This window comes from Delftia sp. PE138 (assembly GCF_018320755.1).
GTDB lineage: Bacteria > Pseudomonadota > Gammaproteobacteria > Burkholderiales > Burkholderiaceae_C > Comamonas > Comamonas tsuruhatensis.
Map to the genome: position 1 here is coordinate 352,836 of NZ_JABEPN010000003.1, position 19,769 is coordinate 372,604.

The 19,769-nt window shown below is 66.6% G+C and carries 13 protein-coding genes; 7 read left to right on the forward strand and 6 right to left on the reverse strand.

Features of this window, described 5'->3' with window-relative positions; genetic code table 11:
• Nucleotides 1-531: 531 nt before the first annotated feature.
• A complete protein-coding gene (gene dinG / locus HFGMBDPB_RS13945; protein WP_083281183.1) occupies nucleotides 532-2,706 on the reverse strand; it encodes an ATP-dependent DNA helicase DinG in 2,175 nt (724 codons plus the stop codon).
• Between the two features lie 816 nt (nucleotides 2,707-3,522).
• Here dinG and HFGMBDPB_RS13950 point away from each other — a divergent pair.
• The 5 genes from HFGMBDPB_RS13950 (at nucleotide 3,523) to HFGMBDPB_RS13970 (ending at nucleotide 11,495) form a co-directional block, all read left to right on the forward strand.
• Complete coding sequence (locus HFGMBDPB_RS13950) at nucleotides 3,523-4,671, forward strand: efflux RND transporter periplasmic adaptor subunit (protein ID WP_016454185.1); 1,149 nt, start codon at nucleotides 3,523-3,525, stop codon at nucleotides 4,669-4,671.
• A 21-nt stretch (nucleotides 4,672-4,692) separates the two neighbouring features.
• On the forward strand, nucleotides 4,693-7,806 hold the full coding sequence (locus tag HFGMBDPB_RS13955; protein ID WP_016447267.1) for an efflux RND transporter permease subunit: 3,114 nt from the start codon (nucleotides 4,693-4,695) through the stop codon (nucleotides 7,804-7,806).
• A 289-nt stretch (nucleotides 7,807-8,095) separates the two neighbouring features.
• Nucleotides 8,096-9,232 carry a TolC family protein gene (locus tag HFGMBDPB_RS13960; RefSeq protein WP_223275166.1) on the forward strand — a complete coding sequence of 379 codons (1,137 nt, stop codon included), beginning with the start codon at nucleotides 8,096-8,098 and terminating at the stop codon, nucleotides 9,230-9,232.
• A 153-nt stretch (nucleotides 9,233-9,385) separates the two neighbouring features.
• On the forward strand, nucleotides 9,386-10,090 hold the full coding sequence (locus HFGMBDPB_RS13965) for a response regulator transcription factor (protein ID WP_017407046.1): 705 nt from the start codon (nucleotides 9,386-9,388) through the stop codon (nucleotides 10,088-10,090).
• A 4-nt stretch (nucleotides 10,091-10,094) separates the two neighbouring features.
• Complete coding sequence (locus HFGMBDPB_RS13970) at nucleotides 10,095-11,495, forward strand: sensor histidine kinase (protein ID WP_034365441.1); 1,401 nt, start codon at nucleotides 10,095-10,097, stop codon at nucleotides 11,493-11,495.
• Nucleotides 11,496-11,502: 7 nt separating this feature from the next.
• On the opposite strand, the gene HFGMBDPB_RS13975 is transcribed toward HFGMBDPB_RS13970, so the two are convergent.
• From HFGMBDPB_RS13975 to HFGMBDPB_RS13985, 3 genes are all read right to left on the reverse strand, one after another.
• Nucleotides 11,503-11,901, reverse strand: a complete 399-nt coding sequence (locus tag HFGMBDPB_RS13975; protein ID WP_013799932.1) for a YkgJ family cysteine cluster protein — start codon at nucleotides 11,899-11,901, stop codon at nucleotides 11,503-11,505.
• 129 nt (nucleotides 11,902-12,030) lie between these two features.
• Nucleotides 12,031-12,495, reverse strand: a complete 465-nt coding sequence (locus HFGMBDPB_RS13980) for a MaoC family dehydratase (protein ID WP_034365445.1) — start codon at nucleotides 12,493-12,495, stop codon at nucleotides 12,031-12,033.
• Nucleotides 12,496-12,506: 11 nt separating this feature from the next.
• Nucleotides 12,507-13,478 (reverse strand): tripartite tricarboxylate transporter substrate binding protein, encoded by a 972-nt coding sequence (locus tag HFGMBDPB_RS13985; protein ID WP_016454189.1) that lies wholly within the window; start codon nucleotides 13,476-13,478, stop codon nucleotides 12,507-12,509.
• Between the two features lie 126 nt (nucleotides 13,479-13,604).
• On the opposite strand from HFGMBDPB_RS13985, the gene HFGMBDPB_RS13990 reads away from it, so the two are divergent.
• On the forward strand, nucleotides 13,605-14,525 hold the full coding sequence (locus HFGMBDPB_RS13990) for a LysR family transcriptional regulator (RefSeq protein ID WP_203400972.1): 921 nt from the start codon (nucleotides 13,605-13,607) through the stop codon (nucleotides 14,523-14,525).
• Between the two features lie 94 nt (nucleotides 14,526-14,619).
• Complete coding sequence (locus HFGMBDPB_RS13995) at nucleotides 14,620-15,765, forward strand: CaiB/BaiF CoA transferase family protein (RefSeq protein WP_212645609.1); 1,146 nt, start codon at nucleotides 14,620-14,622, stop codon at nucleotides 15,763-15,765.
• Between the two features lie 81 nt (nucleotides 15,766-15,846).
• Here the strand turns inward: HFGMBDPB_RS13995 and gyrB are convergent, their stop codons facing one another.
• Entirely contained in the window at nucleotides 15,847-18,426 is a 2,580-nt protein-coding gene (gene gyrB, locus HFGMBDPB_RS14000; RefSeq protein WP_034365451.1) for a DNA topoisomerase (ATP-hydrolyzing) subunit B, read from the reverse strand.
• Between the two features lie 202 nt (nucleotides 18,427-18,628).
• The gene (gene dnaN, locus HFGMBDPB_RS14005) at nucleotides 18,629-19,747 is read right to left on the reverse strand and encodes a DNA polymerase III subunit beta (protein ID WP_016447260.1); all 1,119 of its coding nucleotides are present in this window, start codon (nucleotides 19,745-19,747) and stop codon (nucleotides 18,629-18,631) included.
• Between the last annotated feature and the right edge of the window lie 22 nt (nucleotides 19,748-19,769).

Below are 19,769 nucleotides of genomic sequence, written 5' to 3' on the forward strand. Positions count from 1 at the left end.
GGGCACATGCGGACACGCCAGAGGCCGCCGTTGTTCATTCAAAAAAATTCAATCCTTGATCTGGGCCCTGCAAGCGGCCTGTGCATCCGAATCAGGAGCAGCTGATCCAGCACTGGCAAGGGCAATCACGAAAAGTGATGGCTGCAGCACTGCAGGGAGAAAGGATGGGAATCAGGCCGTCTCTCCAACGGCCCGCAGACAGCGCAAACACCAGGCAGATGCCAGGACCCCTGCAGGGGCGCCAAAGCGCTTCCTGGGGCCGCCTGATGGCCTGTGGGCCGTGATCTACGGGGGTGGTCGGCAGGTGTGGCCTGCGAGGACGCGCAGGTCCTTTGAACCTGTTGCCGGGCGCCGCATGCATGAACGGATCCCGTGGAGTGAAGTTGCCCACAGGCTGTGTGCAAATGGCCTGTGGGCAATCGGGAGGATGGTTTTCAGGAAAATTGCCTGAAATCAAGGGCTTGTGTGGATGGGGGAAGGTGGATGAAACGGAGAGGGGCTGGTTTCCCCGTTCTTTCCACAGCTTTCGTCTCAGCGTGCCGGGCGGCGCTGCAGGGCAAAGGGCGGCAGGCCCTTGAGCAGCTGCTGGCCATAGCTGGTGTTCACCAGGCGCCGGTCATAGCAGTAGACATGGGCCTGGTCTTCCTCGGTGCGGATGGCGCGGCCCACCCACTGGGCCAGCCGTATCGCCGTGGCCGGCACCACGAGTTCGTTGAAGGGGTTGCGGCCGCTGCTGCGCAGCCATTCGGCGCGGGCCTCGCCCACGGGGTCATCGGGCGGGGCAAAGGGCAGCTTGGTGATGAACAGGGACTCGCACAGCGCGCCGGGCAGGTCCAGGCCCTCGCCGAAGGACTGCATGCCGAAGATGATGGAGGGCTCGCCCATCTCCACGGCATCGCGGTGGCGGGCCAGCAGCAGGGCGCGGGGCATGGCCGTCTGCACCAGCACCTGCGAGCGCATGGCCGTGGACAGCGCATCCACCGCCAGGCGCATCTGCTCGCGCGATGTGAACAGCACCAGGGCGCCGGCCTGCACGTGGGACAGGTCGCCCAGCAGCGCGTCCACCATCTCCTGGGTGAAGCGGGCGGCCTCTTTGGGGTCGGCCACGGTCTCGCGCGCCACCAGGGTGCCCTGGCGCGCGTAGTCGAAGGGGCTGGGCACTTCCAGCGTGGTCACGGCCGCATCGTCGTGCAGGCCGGCCTCGCGCAGGAAGAAGTCGAATTGTCCACAGCTGGTCAAGGTGGCCGACGTGAGCACCGCGCCGCGCACCTGGGACCACAGGTGATGGCGCAGCGTGGCGCCGGGCAGGATGGGGCTGGCATGGGCCTTGACCACGATGTACTCGCCATCTGTCTCCAACGTGAACCATTTGGCATTGGGCACGCGGCTACTGTCGTCATCCTGCGCCGGCTGCTGCATCAGCAACTGGGCCGTGTCATAGACGGATTCCAGGCGGGGTGCCAGTGCGCCAACCTGTGCATAAGCTGTAGACAGCCTGCGTGCTTCCTCTGGATTGTCCTTGATGGCGGCGCGCAGCGCCTTGGAGATGGCGCGCAGCGCGTCCAGAAAGCTGTTGGCATGGTGGGCCGCCCTGCCCAGCGGCTCCAGCAGGGGCTCGGGCAGCATGCCGCGCGGCACGCGCACCCGGGCCGGCCCCCAGCTGTCCTTTTGTGACTTGAGCGTATCGCCGTACAGCTCCATCACCAGGCGCGCCAGTTCCTGCAGCTGCTGGCGCAGCTGGCTTGCATGGCTGGGCAGGTCGGCCAGTTCCTCCACTTCGACCAGGGTATTCACGCGCAGGGCGCGGCTGGTCAGCTTGTCTATCCAGCCCAGGCGGCTCAGGTCCATCTCGCCGGCGAACTGGCCCAGCGCCGTGGCGGGCAGATGGTGGGCTTCGTCCAGCACCAGAAGGCAGTTGTCCAGCTCGGGCAGCAGCCGCGCGCCCAGGGAGGACAGCAGCAGATCGTGGTTGGCCACGATGACCTGGGCGGCCACCAGGTCCTTGCGGCGCTCGTAGTAGACGCAGTTGCTGAAGGCCGGGCAGTGCTTGCCCGTGCAGGACGAGGATTCGGCCGCCACGGGGCTCCAGGCCTCGGCCTCGGGCGGGGTTTCCAGCGAGTCGCGGTCGCCGTCCCAGGCCTGGCTGGCCAGCGCGTTGGCCATGCTTTTGTAGAACTGCATGCGCGCCTCCAGCTCCAGGGCCGGGCGTGCCACGCGGCTTTGGGCCTGGGCCTTTTCCTCGGCGAACAGATCGTCCAGATCCTCGTCCTGGGCCTCGCCAGTGCTGGCCAGCCGCTCCAGCTTCAGTTTGCAGACAAAGCGGCCCCGGCCCTTGGCCAGCGCGAACTTGAAAGGCTGCTCCAGCTGCTGGGCCAGCGCGGGCAGATCCTTGTTTACCAGCTGTTCCTGCAGCGCCACGGTGGCCGTGGAAATCAGCACCCGGGTGCCGCGCGCCAGCGCCATCGAAATGGCGGGAATGCTGTACGCCAGCGATTTGCCCACCCCCGTTCCGGCCTGCACCACGGCAATGGACCGGGTGGGCTCCGGCGCGCCCTCATCGATTTTTCCCAGCTGGGCCTGGCTCAAGGTCTGCGCGACCTGGGCCGCCATTTTTCGCTGCCCCTCACGATTTCGGAACCCCGGGATGGCTCCGACCACGTCATCGAAGGATTTCAGGGCTTGGTCAGCCCATTTTTTTTCATGCATTTCGGCGTATTTCGAACAGATGGATCACTTTGGTCCGTCTGTTTATAAGGATTCGTACAGTGATATGTATTAAATAAGATGCGAAATCTTATGGAATACAGCGCACAAAGCGCGTTTTTCGTATGCCGTACAGCCTACAAGCTGCACGTCATATGGATCACTGCACCCGCCAATCGCATGTGCGTACAGGTGGGTATCGGTGGCCGGGATGGACATCTGTCCACCGGCTGTTCCTGGATTGTTCCCATGGCCGTTGATGGCTGTGCGCGTGGCTGCATCCACAGTCTTGCCCACAGCTGCCAGGGTGTGCGGCCTGTGGTCAATCTTGTGTGCATGCTGTTGGCATGCCTGTGGATTGATTGAGTAATTGTCGCGATTCATCGTTGATTTGCAACGAATTTTTCGAGGATTCAGGTTTGCTGCAATTTGCAGAAGGTGGTGGAAGTTGTCACCACTGTGGAAAACAGGGCCTGTGCAGATCTCTGGCTTTGCAGGGCGCATTTTTCCCCGGGATATCCACAGGTCTGCCGCCGCTGCGGCCTGGCCTGGGTCCCACGCCAGGCGGCAGGTCCGGGACCGCGCAGGCTGTGCGCCGCGGACCGCGCCGGATCTCGCAAAAGTCCGCCAAAGGCACAGACCATCCCCGCCGGGGACAGGTCCCGGGGGCGAGCCCAGGGCATGCGAGTGCCTTACCAAACGGTAATGAAGGCTTCACGCACGCCGGAAGATGCGTTTTCTAGCATCTGTTTCATCTCAGGAGACAAGGGTCGGCTCGCTGCAGTCCCTGCGCTCCAGGCATGGATTGAAGGGGCAAGAATGATCAAGACACTTGCGGGCCTGCCCACGGCAGCCCGGTTTCCGGCGGCCTCGGCATGCGCCGTCATCGCCGTGGCCTGCCTTGTGGCGGGCTGCGATGCATCCAAGGCATCGGCACAGAACGAGCCTGCCGCGCAGGCGCCCGCGCCCGCCGGCGTGGTGCGGGTCAAGCCCGAGTCGCTGAAGATGCTGGACATCGCCGCGGTGGCCGATCCGCAGGGCACGCAGATGGCCTGGGCGCCGGCGCGCGTGACCTTTGCCGAGGACCGCGTGGCCACCGTCTCGGTGCCGCTGGCCGCGCGCGTGGTGTCCGTGCGTGCCCACGTGGGCGACATCGTCAAGGCCGGCGACGAGCTGGCCACCCTGGTCAGCCCCGAGGCGCTGCGCGTGCGCTACGAGGTGGAAGCTGCCCGCAGCGCGCATGACGTGGCCACCGTGGAAGTGCGGCGCCAGCAGACCATGGTGGACAAGGGCGTGGGCGTGGAGGTGGATCTGCGCGCGGCCCAGGCCAAGCTGCGCGAGTCGGCCCAGGAGCTGGCGCGTGCCCAGGGCACGTCGGCGCTGCTGGGGCAAGGCGGCGGCGACCGGCTGGTGCTGCGTGCGCCGCGCGCCGGCGTGGTGGCCGAGCGCAAGGCCGTGGTCGGCGCCTCGGTCGAGCCCAGCGGCGAGCTGTTCCTGATCGGCGATCCCGCCGCCATGAACGTGGTGGCCGATGTCTTCGAAAGCGATCTGCCCGGCATCCGCCTGGGCAGTGCCGTGCAGGTCGATGTGCCGCAGCTGCCCAAGCCCCTGACCGGCACGGTGCGCCACCTGGGCGCCACGCTGGACAAGGAATCGCGCCGCGCCTCCGTCATCGTGCAGCTCGATGCGCAAAACCCCGTGCTGCGTTCCGGCATGCAGGCGCGCGTGGGCCTGCAGGTCTCCAACGAGCACGAGATGCTGATCCCCGTGACGGCCGTGCTCATCAAGGATGAAAGCCGCAGCATCGTCTTCGTGCAGACCGGCGAGCTGCAGTTCGAGGCCCGCACCGTGGTACTGGGCCGGCCCTCGCGCGGCATGGTGCCCGTGGTGTCGGGCCTGAAGTCGGGTGAGAAGATCGTCGTGCGCGGTGGCCTGCTGCTCGACGGCGCAGCCAGCCAGCTGCTCTGATCGCGGCAAGGAGTCCCATCAATGCTGCGTTCCCTGATAGCGTTTGTGGTGCACCGGCGGCTCGTCGCCCTGTGCGCCACCCTGATCATCGCCATCTATGGCGTGTATTCGTACCTGCACACGGCCATCGAGGCCTATCCCGATGTGACCAATGTGCAGGTGGGCGTGATTGCCCAGGCGCCGGGCCTGGCCCCCGAGGAGGTGGAGCGCCAGATCACCCAGCCGCTGGAGCGCGAGCTCAACGGCACGCCGGGCCTGGTGTCGCTGCGCTCGGAGAGCTACTTCGGCCTGGCCATGATCAACCTCGTCTTCAATGACGAGGCCGACAGCTTCCATGCGCGCGCCGAGGTGTCGCAGCGCCTGCCCCAGGCCAATCTGCCCGACGGCGTCACGCCCGAGATGGCGCCCGACTACACGCCGCTGGGCAAGATCTTCTACTACCGCCTGAAGAGCGACCGCCACACGCTGGCGCAGCTGCGCACCGAGCAGGAATGGCGCGTGGTGCGCGTGCTCAAGCAGGTGCAGGGCGTGGCCGACGTGGTCAGCATCGGCGGCTTCGTCAAGGAGTACCACGTCGAGGTCGATCCCGAGAAGCTGTATGCGCTGGGCCTGTCGCTGGAAGACGTGAGCGATGCCCTGTCCAAGTCCAACCGCAACGTGGGCGGCGGCCTGATGCGCCGCGGCGAGCAGTCGCTGATCATCCGCGGCATCGGCCTGCTGCGCACGCCGCAGGAGATCCAGGGCGTGGTCGTGGCCATGCGCGGCAGCGCGCCCGTGACCATTGGCGACGTGGCGCGCGTGGTGCAGTCGCACACGCCGCGCCAGGGTTCGGTGGGCATGGACGATGCCGACGACGTGGTCCAGGGCATCGTGCTGCTCAAGCGCGGCGAGAACCCCTCGGTGGTGCTGGACCAGATCCATGCCAAGGTGGCCGCGCTCAATGACGGCGGCCTGCCCGAGGGCATGCACATGGAGACCAACTACGACCGCTCCGATCTGGTCGGCCACACGCTGGGCACGGTGCAGCACAACCTGCTGTTCGGCGCCACGCTGATCGTGGGCGTGCTGTGGCTGTTCCTGCGCAGCCTGCGCGGCTCGCTGATCGTGGCCACGGTGATCCCGCTGTCGCTGCTGGTGGCCTTCATCGGCCTGCACCTGCTGGGCATGCCGGCCAACCTGATCTCCATGGGCGCCATCGACTTCGGCATCATGGTGGACGGCGCCGTGGTGCTGGCCGAGAACATCATCCGCAACGCCCGCCTGCGCAAGCCGCAGACGCAGGCGGACATGCGCCACATCATCATCGACTCGGCCGTGGCCGTGGCCAAGCCCACGCTGTTCGCCATGGCCATCGTGATCGCGGCGCTGATCCCCGTGTTCTCGCTGGAAAGCATCGAGGGCCGCATCTTCCGTCCGCTGGCCATGACCTACAGCTTCGCGCTGCTGGGTGCCCTGGTCTTCGCCATGGGCCTGGTGCCGGCGCTGTGCGCGCTGTTCCTCAAGCCCCAGCACGTGATGGTGGAAGAGCCCAAGATCTTCGACCGCGCGCACCACGGCTACCAGCACTGGATCGGCAGCCTGCTGGGCGCCGGGCGGCGCCGTGTCATGGTGGTGGTCGCCTCGCTGGCCATCCTGGTGGCGGCCGGCCTGTCGGCCGCCTGGCTGGGCACGGAATTCCTGCCCGAGCTCGATGAAGGCGACGCCTACGTGCTGGTGCAGATGCCGGCATCGATCTCGCTGGAAAAGGGCCAGGAAGTGCTGCGCGACGTGCGCCTGCGCCTGAAGACCTTCCCCGAGGTCATCACCGTCACCACCGAGCAGGGCCGTCCCGAGTCCGGCACCGACAACGAGACGCTGAACCTGGCCAAGGTGCTGGTGCGCCTGAAGGGCCACGGCGAATGGCGCAAGGGCCTGACCAAGCCCCAGCTCATCGAGCAGATGCGCGCCACGCTCAGCGAGATTCCGGGCGTGTCGTTCAACTTCGCCCAGCCCATCCGCGACAGCGTGGAGGAATCGACGTCCGGCGCGCGCGGCCAGGTGGTGCTCAAGGTCTTCGGCCCCGACATTCCGCAGCTGCGCTCCATCCTGCAGCAGACCGTGGACCTGGTGAAGGACATCGACGGCGTGGTCGACCTGGGCCTGTACCGCGACGCGCCTGCGCCCCAGGTGCACGTGGAGTTCGACCGCCAGGCGCTGGCGCGCCAGGGCATTGCCATGGAGACCGCGCAAAAGACGCTGGAGGCGGCGCTGGCCGGCAACATCTCCACCACGCTGTGGGAAGGCGAGTACCCCGTGCCCGTGCGCGTGCGCCTGCCCTACGTGGACCGCATGGATGAGGAACGCATCCGCAACATCGCCATCCCCCTGCCCAATGGCGCTGCGGGCGGCTCGGTGCCGCTGCACTCCGTGGGCCAGGTGGCCATCAAGATCGGCAACTCCTCCATCTTCCGCGAAGGCAATGCGCGCTACATGGCGCTCAAGTTCAACGTGGAAGGCCGTGACATCGGCTCCGTGGTCAAGGACACGCTGGCCACGTTCAAGAAGAACGTGAAGATCCCCGAGGGCTACCAGGCCGTCTGGGGTGGCGAGTGGGAGAACCAGCAGCGCGCGGCCGCGCGCCTGAAGATCGTGGTGCCGCTGTCGCTGATCATCGTCTACGCCCTGCTGTTCGGCGCGCTGGGCCAGGCGCGCAGCGCCGGCATCATCTTGCTGTGCGCGCCCTTCACCATGGTGGGCGGCATCGCGGCCCTGCACTTGGCGGGCATCGAGCTGTCCATCAGCGCGGCCATCGGCTTCATTGCCTTGCTGGGGCAGGTGGCGCTGGCCGGGCTGCTGGTGATCTCGGCCGTGGAGGAGCTGCGACGGCAAGGCATGCCCATGATGCAGGCCCTGGTCGAGGGCGCTGCCGAGCGCATGCGCTCCATCGTGCTCGTGGCGCTGCTGGCGCTGCTGGGCCTGCTGCCCATGGCGCTGTCCACGGGCGTGGGCAGCGAGACGCAAAAGCCCTTCGCCTCCGTGATCGTGGGCGGCATGGTGGTGCTGCCCCTGGTGGCCCTGGTGCTGCTGCCCGTGCTCTATGCGCTGCTGGGCCCCAAGAACATGTTGACGCAGGAAGAACTCGATGAAAAAGAGTGATAGCCCCCTGAGCGGCTTCGCCGCTTCCCCCTCTCGCTTCGCGGGGGGGACGACGCCCTCGCCGCGAGGCGGCTCTTGCTCGGCGTCCCTGGCTTTTGGTCGCGCCGGTTTTGCAGGCAGCGCCCGTTATCGGGCCCTGTTTGTGGCTGTGGCGCTGTGCTGCGGGGCGGGTTCTGCGCTTGCGCAGCAGGCTGTACCCGCTGTACCGGGCGGGGCGGCTGTGCCGGCCATCACTGCGGCGCCTGCCTCCGAGGTGGCTCCGGCGGCTGCGCCGCAGCAGCCGGTGGGGATGCAGGAGTATCTGCAGATGGTGGTGCGCAACCAGCCCCAGCTGGCTGCGCAGCGGCTGCAGATCGGGATTGCGCAGGCGGACAGCCGCACGGCGGCGGCGTTTCCCAATCCTTCGGCGTCGTACAGCAGCAAGCCGGGCGAGAAGCAGTGGGGCATAGAGCAGCCGCTGCCCATTTTCGGCCAGCGGCGCCTGCGCATGGAGAACGCGCGCAAGGGCGAGACGGCGGCGCGCGCCAATGTCGAGGTGGCCGTGGCCACCACGCTCAACGATGCAGCCACGGCCTTCATTGATCTGCTGATGACGCAGCAGCGCCTGAAGGTCTGGCAAGAGGCGCAGGAGGCCCTGAACAGCGCGGGCAATATCGTGCGCGGACAGATCGAGGCCGGTGCGCGCAGCCGCTATGACGGCGCGCGCCTGAGCCTGCAGCAGGCCCAGATGGCCATGCAGGTCAGCCAGGCCCAGTCGGACTGGCAGGACGCCGCCTCGCACGCCGCCGCCCTGGCCGCCCTGCCCCAGTGGGCACCGCGCGCCACGGGCAGCCTGCAGGCCGTTCCCGTGGCCCAGCTGCTGCACGAGCAGGAACTTTGGGAGGCCGCGCGCCTGCGCCTGCCGGCCCTGGTGGCCGCCCAGGCCGAGCTGGACCAGCTGCGCCACAAGGTCGAGCTGGAACGCCGCGAAGCCCTGCCCACGCCCAGCATCAGCGTGGCGCGGGTGCGCAACCGGCTGGACGGCAACTACAACCAGATCGGCGTGTCGGTGGAGCTGCCGCTGTTCGATCGCCGCGAAGGCCCCATCGCGCGTGCCCAGGTGGAGGCCGAGCAGGCCCAACTGCGCTACGACGCCGCGCTGATCGAGGCGCGTACCGAGCTGCAGCGCGCCATCAGGCAACTGAAGCTGCGCCGCGATGCCGTGCGCGCCTACGAAAAGCAGGGCCTGGCGCAGATCGCGCCGCTCAACCAGATGGCCCAGGATGCCTACAAGCTGGGCCAGGGCTCCATCCTGGAGCTGATCGATTCGCTGGGATCGATCAACGAGCACCGCCTGGAGCACCTGGACCTGGTCAAGGAAATGATGCTGGCCGAGTGGCAGGTGCGCGTGGCCAGCGGCGATCTGCCGATGTGGGCAGCGCCCTGACGGTTTCATGCGGCGCGGTGCTCTGGGATGCCGCGCGGCCCTGCCCCTAGCTGGAAAGAGGTGGTCAACATGCCGGCACCCCCACCGATCTCGGCGGAGTCTGGCGCGCCGTATAGTGTCTGCCTCAGTTTCGAGTCAGGCCCTGCCGCCCGCATGTACCGCTATCTCATCATCGAAGACGACGCGCTGAACGCGCGCTACATCGCCGAAGGCCTGCGCCAGCAGGGCGCGCAGGTGGCGGTGTGCAGCGATGGTGTGCAGGGCATCGCCATGGCCGTGGGCGAGAGCTGGGATGTGATCATCCTCGACCGCATGCTGCCCAACGGCTTCGACGGCCTGCAGATCCTGCAGACGCTGCGCTCCATGGGCAAGCAGACGCCGGTGCTGGTGCTCAGCGCCCTGTCGGCCACGGACGAGCGCGTGCGCGGCCTCAAGGCCGGCTGCGACGACTACCTGACCAAGCCCTTTGCCTTCTCCGAACTCTCGGCGCGCCTGGAGGCCCTGGTGCGCCGCGCCCAGATCCCGGCCCCCGCGCGCGAGATGCGCCTGGCCGACCTGCGGCTGAATCTGCTCACGCGCAGCGCCGAGCGCGCGGGCCAGCCGCTGGCGCTGCAGCCGCGCGAGTTCCGCCTGCTGGCCTTTCTGATGCAGCACGCGCACCAGATCGTCACGCGCACCATGCTGCTGGAGTCGGTGTGGGACTACCGGTTCGACCCGCAGACCAATGTCATCGACGTGCACATCAGCCGCCTGCGCGGCAAGGTGGACAAGGGCTTCGAGCCTGCGCTGATCCACACCGTGCGCGGCGTGGGCTACAGCCTGTCGGACCGGCCGCAGGACCTGCCGCAGGTGGCCTGATCCCATGTCGCTGGCCAAGCCCTGGAGCTCCACGGCCTTCCGGCTGGCGCTGACCTACGGCGTGCTGCTGGTGCTGACCATGTCCATCGTGCTGTCGGTGTTCTACGTGCAGACCGTGGGCGTGCTGCGCATGCGCATGGACCGGCAGGCCGAGAACCACATGCGCCGCCTGGTCGAGCACCGCGACAAGTACGGCGAGCCCGCGCTGGAGGCCGAGATCCAGCAGACCCTGCTGGACGGCGTCAACACCGATACCGAAATCCTCATCCTCATGGATGGCGACGGCAATCCCATCATCGGCAACGCCGACGTGGTGCCCGCACGCCGCCTGACGGAGATGGGCGTGCGCGATCTCAAGGTGCGGCGCAACGGCCGCATCATCGCGGGCCGCGTGGCCGTGGCCCAGCTGTCCGACGGCAAGCTGCTGGCCGTGGGCAGCGACATGCAGGTGCAAAGCGATGTGGAGGAACTGTTCGGCCGCGCCAGCCTGCTGGCCGGCTTGGTGGCCCTGGGCATGGCCGTGCTGGGCGCCGGGGCCTTCCGGCGCGTGGTGGAAGAGCGTGCCGCCGACATCCGCAGCACCATGGCGCGCGTGGCCACGGGCGACCTGCGCCAGCGCATTCCGGTCACGCGCCGCGACGATGAGTTCACGCTGCTCAACCGCGACATCAACACCATGCTGGACCGGCTGGAACTGCTGATGGACGGCATACGCCATGTCTCCAACACCATCGCCCACAACCTGCGCACGCCGCTGACGCGCATCCTGCTGCGCCTGCGCAATGCCCAGCAGGCCACGCCCGAGGAAAAGAACGAGACGCTGGCGCTGGTGGCCCAGGAAGTGGCCGAGCTGGGCGTGGTCTTCGACAAGCTGCTGCAGATTGCCGAAGTGGAAAGCGGCGCCAGCCGCAAGAACTTCGCGCCCGTGGACCTGCGTGCCCTGCTGGTCGACGTGGTGGAGTTCTACGAACCGCTGGTCGAGGACGCGGGCGGCGTGCTGCGCCTGGAGGTCGAGGGCACGCCCATGGCGCTGGGCGACGGCGACCTGCTGGCCAGCGCCGTGGCCAACCTCGTGGACAACGCCATCAAGTACGGATCACTGCCCGACAGCGACCACGGCGCCGACATGCTGCTGCGCGCGGGCGTGGCCCACGAGCACGGCATGGAAGGCGGCGCCTGGGGCGTGGAAATCATCGTGCAGGACCGCGGCCCCGGCGTGGACGCGCAGACGCGCGAGAAGATGAGCACCCGCTTTTACCGCGCCGAATCGGACCGCGAAGGCTATGGCCTGGGCCTGGCCAGCGTGCTGGCCATCGTGCAGCTGCATGGCGGCAAGCTAGGCTTCGAGAACATGCATCCGGGCCTGCAGGCGAGGATCTGGCTGCCCGGGTTGCCCACGGCCTGAAGCCGTTTCAGCGGTCCTTGTGACCGTAGGCGCAAAAGCCGGGCTTGGGCCCCTTCTTGGGGTGCAGGCGACAGGTTTCGGGCCGCTTGTCGTAGACCGTGCAGCGCCGCGACTTGGCATCCAGAAAATTGCAGTCCCCGCTGGCGCGCCGCGCCATGGTGAAGATGTTGTGCTTGGGGTTGTAGTGGTCGATCAAGCGCATCTTCATCAGCCGCTTGGCGATGAGCTTGGGCTCCACGTTGTCCACCTCGAACGGATCCACCAGCTCCAGCCGTACCAGATCGGGCAGCTGCACCTCCAGCGGCATGGTGCAGCAGTTGGCCGCACAGCTGTCGCACATGCCGGGCTTGTATTTGCTCCAGGAGTCGAGGCGGTCGACGTCGACGATGCTGATGGGGGATCTCATGGTGGGCGATGGGCGTGTGCAGGGCCGCTATTTTTCGCCAGAAAGCCCGGCGGCGGTTGCCGCGCCGGCGTAGCCAAGCGACGGGGCGGGTCTTTGGGGGACGCCGCCCCTGCATCCATCCCCTGGCCCTCAGGCCGGCCGCTTCCTCAACAGGTATTTCTGAAACCCGTCGGACACCCGCTCGGCGCGCTGGTTCAGCACCTCGGTGGCCAGGGTCAGCACGCCCGTGGTGTTGCCGGGCTTGAGCTCGGACACCGTCAGCGTGCAGTACAGCGTGTCGCCCACATAAACGGGGGCCAGGAAGCGGCTGCCCTGCTCCAGAAAGCCCTTGAGCGATTCCTCGACCATGTGCGGGAACAGGCCGGCGCCTGCCGCCGTCTGTATGGCCACCTGGTAGCCGTGGGCCAGCATATGGGGCATGCCGCGCGCGCGGCAGTACTCCACGTCGTAGTGCACGGGATGGTTGTCGCCGCTGGCCAGCTGGAAGGCGGCGAACAGGGCGTCGGTCATGGTGCGCGATGGCAGGGCGAAGACCTCGCCCAGCGCGAAGTCTTCAAAGTAGCGCTGGGCGCACAGGGATGGGTGGCGTGGCATGGCGACTCTCCTCAGTTCGCGCTCATGTGGGCGGCCCGGGCGACCTTGCCCCATTTGTCCAGCTCCTGCTTGAGGAAGGCGGCCAGCGCCTGGGGGCGCGGCTGCTTTTCCAGCACCAGGCCCATGTCGTAGGCCTTTTTCTGCAGCCCGGCATCGTCCACCGTGGCCTGCAGGCTGGACTGCAGGCGGGCAATCAGCGCTGGCGGCGTGCCTGCGGGGGCGAACACGGCGTTCCAGGTATAGGCCTCGTAGCCGGGCACCTGCTCGGCAATGGCAGGCGTGTCGGGCGTCTGCGGCAGGCGCTGGGCCATGGTGGTGGCCAGCAGGCGCACCGTGCCCGCCTTGACCTGGGCCAGGCCTGTGGGCGCGCTGTCCAGCATGAAGGCCAGGTGCCCGCCGATGAGGTCCTGTATGGCTGGCGCACTGCCCCGGTAGGGCACATGCTGGGCCCGGGTGCCCGCCATCAGGTTCAGCAGCTCCGCGCCCAGGTGCGGAGCGCTGCCCACGCCCGCCGATGCATAGCTGACCTGGCCGGGCCGCGCCCGCAGATAGGCCAGGAAATCCGGCAGGCTCTGCACGGGCAGCCGCTTGTCCACCACCAGCACCAGCGGCGCCCTGGCGAGCAGTCCCACGGGCGCGAAGTCTTCCTCCGTGCGGTAGCCCAGCTTGTCGTGGATGTAGGGATTGACGGCATGCGCCACCGTGGTCAGCAGCAGGGTGTAGCCGTCAGGGGCTGCCTTGGCAACCGCCTCCGTGCCCACCAGGGTGCCGGCACCCGTGCGGTTCTCGATCACCACGGGCGTGCCCAGCTTCTGGCTCCAGACATCGGCCATGGCGCGGCCGAAGGTGTCGGTGGGGCCGCCTGCCGCGTAGGGAATCACCAGCTTGATGGGGCGCGCCGGATAGTCCTGCGCTGCGGCCGCGCCGGCGGCCAGAAGCAGGGCGGTGAGAAGGGTTTGGCGTCTTGCCGTCTTGAAGTCCATAATTTTCTCCGTTGTCTCCTGGCGCCGACTATAGAAATGCGCTGCCAATGCGGCCAGTCGAATCATTGATAGGGCGGTTAGAAACCGTCTAACACCAAGGAAATGCCCAAGGCGGGCATGCAACGGATGCGATATGAATTGACGGATCTCAGGGTTTTCCTTGCGATTGCCCAGGCCAAAAGCCTCAGCGCAGGCGCGGCTGAAATGCATTTGACGGCGCCATCGGCCAGCTACCGGCTCAAGAATCTGGAGCAGGCCATGGGCGCATCGCTGTTTGAAAGAACGTCCAAAGGCATGGTGCTGACCCCGGCGGGAATGACGGTCAAGAAATACGCCGATTCCATTTTCGGCAGCGTGGACCGCCTGCACGGAGAAATGCAAAGACACATCAACGGAATATCAGGCCATATCCGCGTATTTGCCAACAGCAGCACGCTGACGGGAATCGCGCCCGTGCTCAGCCGCTATCTGGCCCATTATCCGAACGTCAATGTGGACCTGGAGGAGCGCCTGAGCGAAGACACGGTGCGCGCCGTGCTCGACGGCAGTGCCGACGTGGGCCTGGTGGCCGGCCAGATCGATCTGCATGGCCTGCACGCCATCACCTATGGCCGCGATGAACTGGTGTTCGTGGTGCCCGCTGGCCACCCCTTGGCCGCCAGCAGCAGGGTGCCGCTGGAAACTGCGCTGACCTACGACCTGGTCTCGATCGGCCGCAAGACCAGCAACTTTCTCTACCTCCAAGGCATGGCATCCAGGCTGGGCATGAATCCCAGAGTACGTGTGCACACACCAACATTCGAGGCCGTGCTGCAGTGCGTGCAGGAAGGCGTGGGCATTGCGCTGGTGCCGCGCTCCATTGCCCGGCCGGCGCTGCAGGCGCGCAGGCTGGCTGCCGTGGGCCTGGACGAGGCCTGGGCGCAGCGCGAGCAGAAGGTGGTCACGCGCGAACCCGAAACCCTGCCCGCCTATGCCCGCGATTTCGTGGCCTATGTGGCGGCCCAGCCTTTGCCCGAGGAAGGCGCCGTGCAGGAATCCCTGTCTTAGAAGATTTGAAATTCCGCTTAGAAAATGCCGACTGGCTGGGTGATGGTCGCACTTCTAGAATGCGGCGAATCGAATATTCGCCTCGTTCAAGAAAATGCAGACACGCCCATTGGATGGTTTGACGGTATTGGCCATGGAACACGCCGTGGCAGGGCCTTTTGCCAGCCGGCAGCTGGCGGACCTGGGCGCCAGGGTCATCAAGCTGGAGCGATTGCCCGATGGGGATTTTGCGCGGGGCTATGACGACAAGGTCCATGGTGAATCATCCTTTTTTGTCTGGGCCAATCGGGGAAAGCAAAGCCTGGCTGCAGATATCAAGACCGCCGAAGGGCAGCATATCGTCGGGAAAATACTGAAAAACGCCGATATCCTGATCCAGAACCTGGCCCCGGGTGCCATGCAGAGAATGGGCATGGATTTCGACAGCCTGCATGAGAAATATCCGCGTCTCATCGTCTGCGATATATCGGGCTATGGCGAAGGCGGCCCGCTCAGCGACAAAAAGGCCTACGACCTGCTGATCCAGGCGGCAGCCGGCCTGATCTCGGTCACGGGCACGCCTGATCAGCCCGCACGCGTGGGCATTTCCATCGCCGACATCGCGGCCGGCATGTATGCCTACTCGGGCATTTTGTCCGCCCTGCTGCAGCGCGCCCGCACCGGCCGAGGCCTGCGCGTGGAGGTGTCCATGCTGGAGGCGCTGGCCGAATGGATGTCCTACCCGCTGAACTTCGCCCATTACGGCGGCGCGGCGCCCGCGCGCAGCGGGCTGACCCATCCTTCCATCGCGCCCTATGGCCAGTACACGGCCGGTGACGGCCAGAGCCTGATCTTCGGCCTGCAGAACGACCGCGAATGGCACAGCTTCTGCGCCCATGTGCTGCAGCAGCCCGCGCTGGCGCAGGACGCGCGCTTTGCCACCAACCTGCAGCGCGTGGCGCACCGCAAGGAACTCGACGCGGTGATCGCCTCCGTGCTGGCCCCCCTGAGCCGCGAACAGGCCATGCAGCGCCTGGATGCAGGCGGCATCGCCAACGCGCCGCTCAACGACATGCACGCGGTCTGGGACCATCCCCAGCTGCAGGCGCGTGAACGCTGGCGCGAGGTGGCCACGCCCACCGGCAGCATCCAGGCCCTGCTGCCCCCGGCCACGCTGTCGGATGCCGAAGCCGCCATGGGCGCCGTGCCCGCGCTGGGCGAGCATACGCAGGCGCTGTGGGAGGAGTTTGGTGGGCGGTGAACATGACCAGGGGCGCCAAGGTCCGGCCATGAAAAAAGCGCTCCTTGCAGAGCGCTTTTTGCAGTGTGCCGTTCGGCTGGATCACACGTCGATATTCCCCGCCCGCAACGCATTCGTCTCGATGAAGTCCCGGCGCGGCTCCACCTCGTCGCCCATGAGCATGGTGAACACGCGGTCGGCCTCGATGGCGTCGCCGATCTGCACCTGCAGCAGGCTGCGCACGGTGGGGTCCATGGTGGTCTCCCACAGCTGCTCGGGGTTCATTTCGCCCAGGCCCTTGTAGCGCTGGCGGGCCGTGGTGCGTTCGGCCTCGTGCAGCAGCCATTGCATGGCCTGGCGGAAGTCGGTGGCCTTGTCGCTCTTGGCCTTCTCGCCTTCGCCGCGCATGACCTTGGCGCCTTCGCCCAGCAGGCCGTTGAAGTTCTGGGCTTCGTCGGCCAGTGCGGCGTAGTCGTGGCTGCGCACGAACTCCTGGGTGAGGATGGAGCTCTTGATGTTGCCGTGGTGGTGGCGGCTGATGCGCAGCACGGGCTTTTCGGAGACCGGGTCGATTTCGGCCGTGACCTCGGCGGGCACGCCCGTGGTGGTCAACTCGCGCAGCTTGGCCTCCAGAATGGGGGCGCAGGCCTGTGCCGCCTCGATGCTGTCCAGCGTGATCTGCACGCCGTCGGCGATGGCGCGCAGGGCCTCGGCATCCATGAAGTTGGACAGGCGGTCGATGACGGTCTCGGCAGCCAGGTGCATGTTGGCCAGCTTGGCCAGTTCCTCGCCGTCCAGCGTGCGCGGGTTGGCGCCGCCGGTGCTGACGCTGGCGTTCATCAGCGCGATGCGCAGCAGGTACTGGTTGAGCGCGGGGCCGTCCTTGATGTACAGCTCTTCCTTGCCGTTCTTGACCTTGTACAGCGGCGGCTGGGCGATGTAGATGTGGCCGCGCTCGACCAGGTCCGGCATCTGGCGGTAGAAGAAGGTCAGCAGCAGGGTGCGGATGTGGGCGCCGTCCACGTCCGCGTCGGTCATGATGATGATGCGGTGGTAGCGCAGCTTGTTGGGGTCGAAGTCGTCGCTGCCGCTCTTGCCCGATTCGGCCGTGGCCTTGCCGATGCCGGTGCCCAGGGCCGTGATCAGGGTGACGATTTCGTTGCTGGACAGCAGCTTCTCGTAGCGGGCCTTTTCCACGTTCAGGATCTTGCCGCGCAGCGGCAGGATGGCCTGGAACTTGCGGTCGCGACCTTGCTTGGCGGAGCCGCCGGCGGAGTCACCCTCGACGATGTAGATCTCGCACAGCGCCGGGTCCTTTTCCTGGCAGTCGGCCAGCTTGCCGGGCAGGCCCATGCCGTCGAGCACGCCCTTGCGGCGCGTCATCTCGCGGGCCTTGCGCGCGGCCTCGCGGGCACGCGCGGCATCGACGATCTTGCTGCACAGGATCTTGGCGTCGTTGGGCTTTTCTTCCAGGTAGTCGGTCAGCGCCTTGGCGACGATGTCCTCCACGGGCGCGCGCACTTCGCTGGAGACCAGCTTGTCCTTGGTCTGGCTGCTGAACTTGGGCTCGGGCACCTTCACGGACAGCACGCAGCACAGGCCTTCGCGCATGTCGTCGCCGCTGACCTCGACCTTGGCCTTCTTGGCCAGCTCGTTCTGCTCGATGTACTTGCCGATCACGCGCGTCATGGCGGCGCGCAGGCCCGTCAGGTGGGTGCCGCCGTCGCGCTGCGGGATGTTGTTGGTGAAGCACAGCACCTGCTCGGCATAGCTGTCGTTCCACTGCATGGCGACTTCGACGCCGATCTCGGTGCCGGGGATGCCGCCGTAGCTTTCCGCAGGACGCGTGCCGTTGGCGTGGAAGGCGGTGGGGTGCAGCACCTTCTTGTTGGCGTTGATGAACTGCACGAAGCCCATGACGCCGCCGGCGCCGGAGAAGTCATCCTCGCGGCCGTCGCGCTCGTCCTTGAGGCGGATGCGCACGCCGTTGTTCAGGAAGGACAGTTCGCGCAGGCGCTTGGCCAGGATCTCGTAGCGGAACTCATGGTTCTGCGTGAAGATTTCCGTGTCGGGCAGGAAGTGGACCTTGGTGCCGCGCTTGTCGCTCTTGCCGACTACGCGCATGGGCGAGACCTCGACGCCGTCCACGATCTCGATGGGGCGGTTCTGCACCTGGCCGCGCGAGAAGTCGATCTCGTAGACTTCGCCGTCGCGGCGCACGCTGAGCTTGAGCCAGATGGACAGTGCGTTCACGCAGGACACGCCCACGCCGTGCAGGCCGCCCGAGACCTTGTAGCTGTTCTGGTTGAACTTGCCGCCCGCGTGCAGTTCGGTGAGGGCGATTTCGGCCGCCGAGCGCTTGGGCTCGTGCTTGTCGTCCATCTTCACGCGCGTGGGGATGCCGCGGCCGTTGTCGATGACGGACAGGGAGCCATCGGCATGGATGGTGACCAGGATGTCGTCGCAGTAGCCGGCCAGGGCTTCGTCGATGGAGTTGTCCACCACTTCGAAGACCAGGTGGTGCAGGCCCGTGCCATCGGAGGTGTCGCCGATGTACATGCCGGGGCGCTTGCGCACGGCCTCCAGGCCTTCGAGGATCTGGATCGCGCCTTCGCCATAGCCGCTGGAGTCTGAGCCTTCGGGGGCAATGGTCTGGTTTTCTGGCTTGTTCTCGTCGGTCATGGAAGGCCCTGGGGTAGTTCCGTCGGAAGCTGTCGCTTCGCTTGAAAATGTTCGATTCGGCCGCTGGCGCGGTGCGTAGGGACGCGCGCTGCGGGCTACGAGTCGGATAGGGTGGTTGCGCGCCTTGCACCGGCTTGTGCCACCGGGCGGCGGGTGCAGGGGCTGCGCAATGTGTCAGGCATCGGGTAGGTGTGGCGCGCGCTCAGATGCGCATCGGCATCACGACGTACTTGAAGCTGTCGTTCTCGGGGATGGTCAGCAGCGCCGAGCTGTTGCCGTCCTGCAGGTCGATCCTGATCATGTCCTGGCCCATGTTGGACAGGGCGTCGATCAGGTAGGTGACGTTGAAGCCGATCTCGATGGTGTCGCCACCGTAGTCGATGTCCAGCTCGTCCATGGCCTCTTCCTGCTCGGCGTTGTTGGAGGCCACGCGCAAGGTGCCGGGTTCCACCGTCAGGCGCACGCCCTTGAACTTGTCGCTGGTCATGATGGCCGTGCGCTGCAGGCTGGCCAGCAGCGGGGCGCGGCCCAGGGTCACGCTGTTGGTGTGGTTGCGCGGGATGACGCGGTTGTAGTCGGGGAACTTGCCCTCGACCAGCTTGGTCACGAACTCCATGCCGCCAAAGGTGAACTTGGCCTGGTTGTTGGCGAACTGCATCTCGATGTGGGGCTGGTTCTCGCCGCCGGCATCCGACAGCAGGCGCTGCAGCTCCAGCACGGTCTTGCGCGGCAGGATCACTTCCTGCTTGGGCACTTCCACGTCCAGCTGGCTGCTTGCAAAGGCCAGGCGGTGGCCGTCGGTGGCCACCAGGGACAGCTGCTTGCCCTCGGCCACGAACAGGATGCCGTTGAGGTAGTAGCGGATGTCCTGCACGGCCATGGCGAAGGAGACCTGGCCCAGCAGGTCCTTGAGCACCTTCTGAGGCACGCTGAACGACGGGCCGAAGGCCGCAGCCTCCTGCACCAGCGGGAAATCCTCGGCCGGCAGGGTCTGCAGCGTGAAGCGGCTCTTGCCGCCCTTGAGCACCATCTTGGCCTGCTGGGTCTCCAGGCTCACGGTCTGGTCGCCGGGCATGGTCTTGAGGATGTCGATCAGCTTGCGCGCGCCCACGGTGGTGGTGAAGTCGCCGGTGTCGCCGCCGAGTTCGGCGGTGGTGCGGATCTGGATTTCCAGGTCGCTGGTGGTCAGCTGCAATGCGTTGCCGGTCTTCTTGATCAGCACGTTGGCCAGGATGGGCAGCGTGTGGCGGCGTTCGACGATGCCGGACACCGATTGCAGGACCGCGAGAACTTTGTCTTGTGTGGCTTTCAGGACGATCATGTCAACCTCTGATTTAAGGATG

What these genes read in the sequence shown, in the direction of transcription:
- dinG (WP_083281183.1), bottom strand. Translation starts at nt 2,706, where the DNA reads ATGCATGAAAAAAAATGGGCTGACCAAGCCCTGAAATCCTTCGATGAC.
- HFGMBDPB_RS13950 (WP_016454185.1), top strand. Translation starts at nt 3,523, where the DNA reads ATGATCAAGACACTTGCGGGCCTGCCCACGGCAGCCCGGTTTCCGGCG.
- HFGMBDPB_RS13955 (WP_016447267.1), top strand. Translation starts at nt 4,693, where the DNA reads ATGCTGCGTTCCCTGATAGCGTTTGTGGTGCACCGGCGGCTCGTCGCC.
- HFGMBDPB_RS13960 (WP_223275166.1), top strand. Translation starts at nt 8,096, where the DNA reads ATGCAGGAGTATCTGCAGATGGTGGTGCGCAACCAGCCCCAGCTGGCT.
- HFGMBDPB_RS13965 (WP_017407046.1), top strand. Translation starts at nt 9,386, where the DNA reads ATGTACCGCTATCTCATCATCGAAGACGACGCGCTGAACGCGCGCTAC.
- HFGMBDPB_RS13970 (WP_034365441.1), top strand. Translation starts at nt 10,095, where the DNA reads ATGTCGCTGGCCAAGCCCTGGAGCTCCACGGCCTTCCGGCTGGCGCTG.
- HFGMBDPB_RS13975 (WP_013799932.1), bottom strand. Translation starts at nt 11,901, where the DNA reads ATGAGATCCCCCATCAGCATCGTCGACGTCGACCGCCTCGACTCCTGG.
- HFGMBDPB_RS13980 (WP_034365445.1), bottom strand. Translation starts at nt 12,495, where the DNA reads ATGCCACGCCACCCATCCCTGTGCGCCCAGCGCTACTTTGAAGACTTC.
- HFGMBDPB_RS13985 (WP_016454189.1), bottom strand. Translation starts at nt 13,478, where the DNA reads ATGGACTTCAAGACGGCAAGACGCCAAACCCTTCTCACCGCCCTGCTT.
- HFGMBDPB_RS13990 (WP_203400972.1), top strand. Translation starts at nt 13,605, where the DNA reads ATGCGATATGAATTGACGGATCTCAGGGTTTTCCTTGCGATTGCCCAG.
- HFGMBDPB_RS13995 (WP_212645609.1), top strand. Translation starts at nt 14,620, where the DNA reads ATGCAGACACGCCCATTGGATGGTTTGACGGTATTGGCCATGGAACAC.
- gyrB (WP_034365451.1), bottom strand. Translation starts at nt 18,426, where the DNA reads ATGACCGACGAGAACAAGCCAGAAAACCAGACCATTGCCCCCGAAGGC.
- dnaN (WP_016447260.1), bottom strand. Translation starts at nt 19,747, where the DNA reads ATGATCGTCCTGAAAGCCACACAAGACAAAGTTCTCGCGGTCCTGCAA.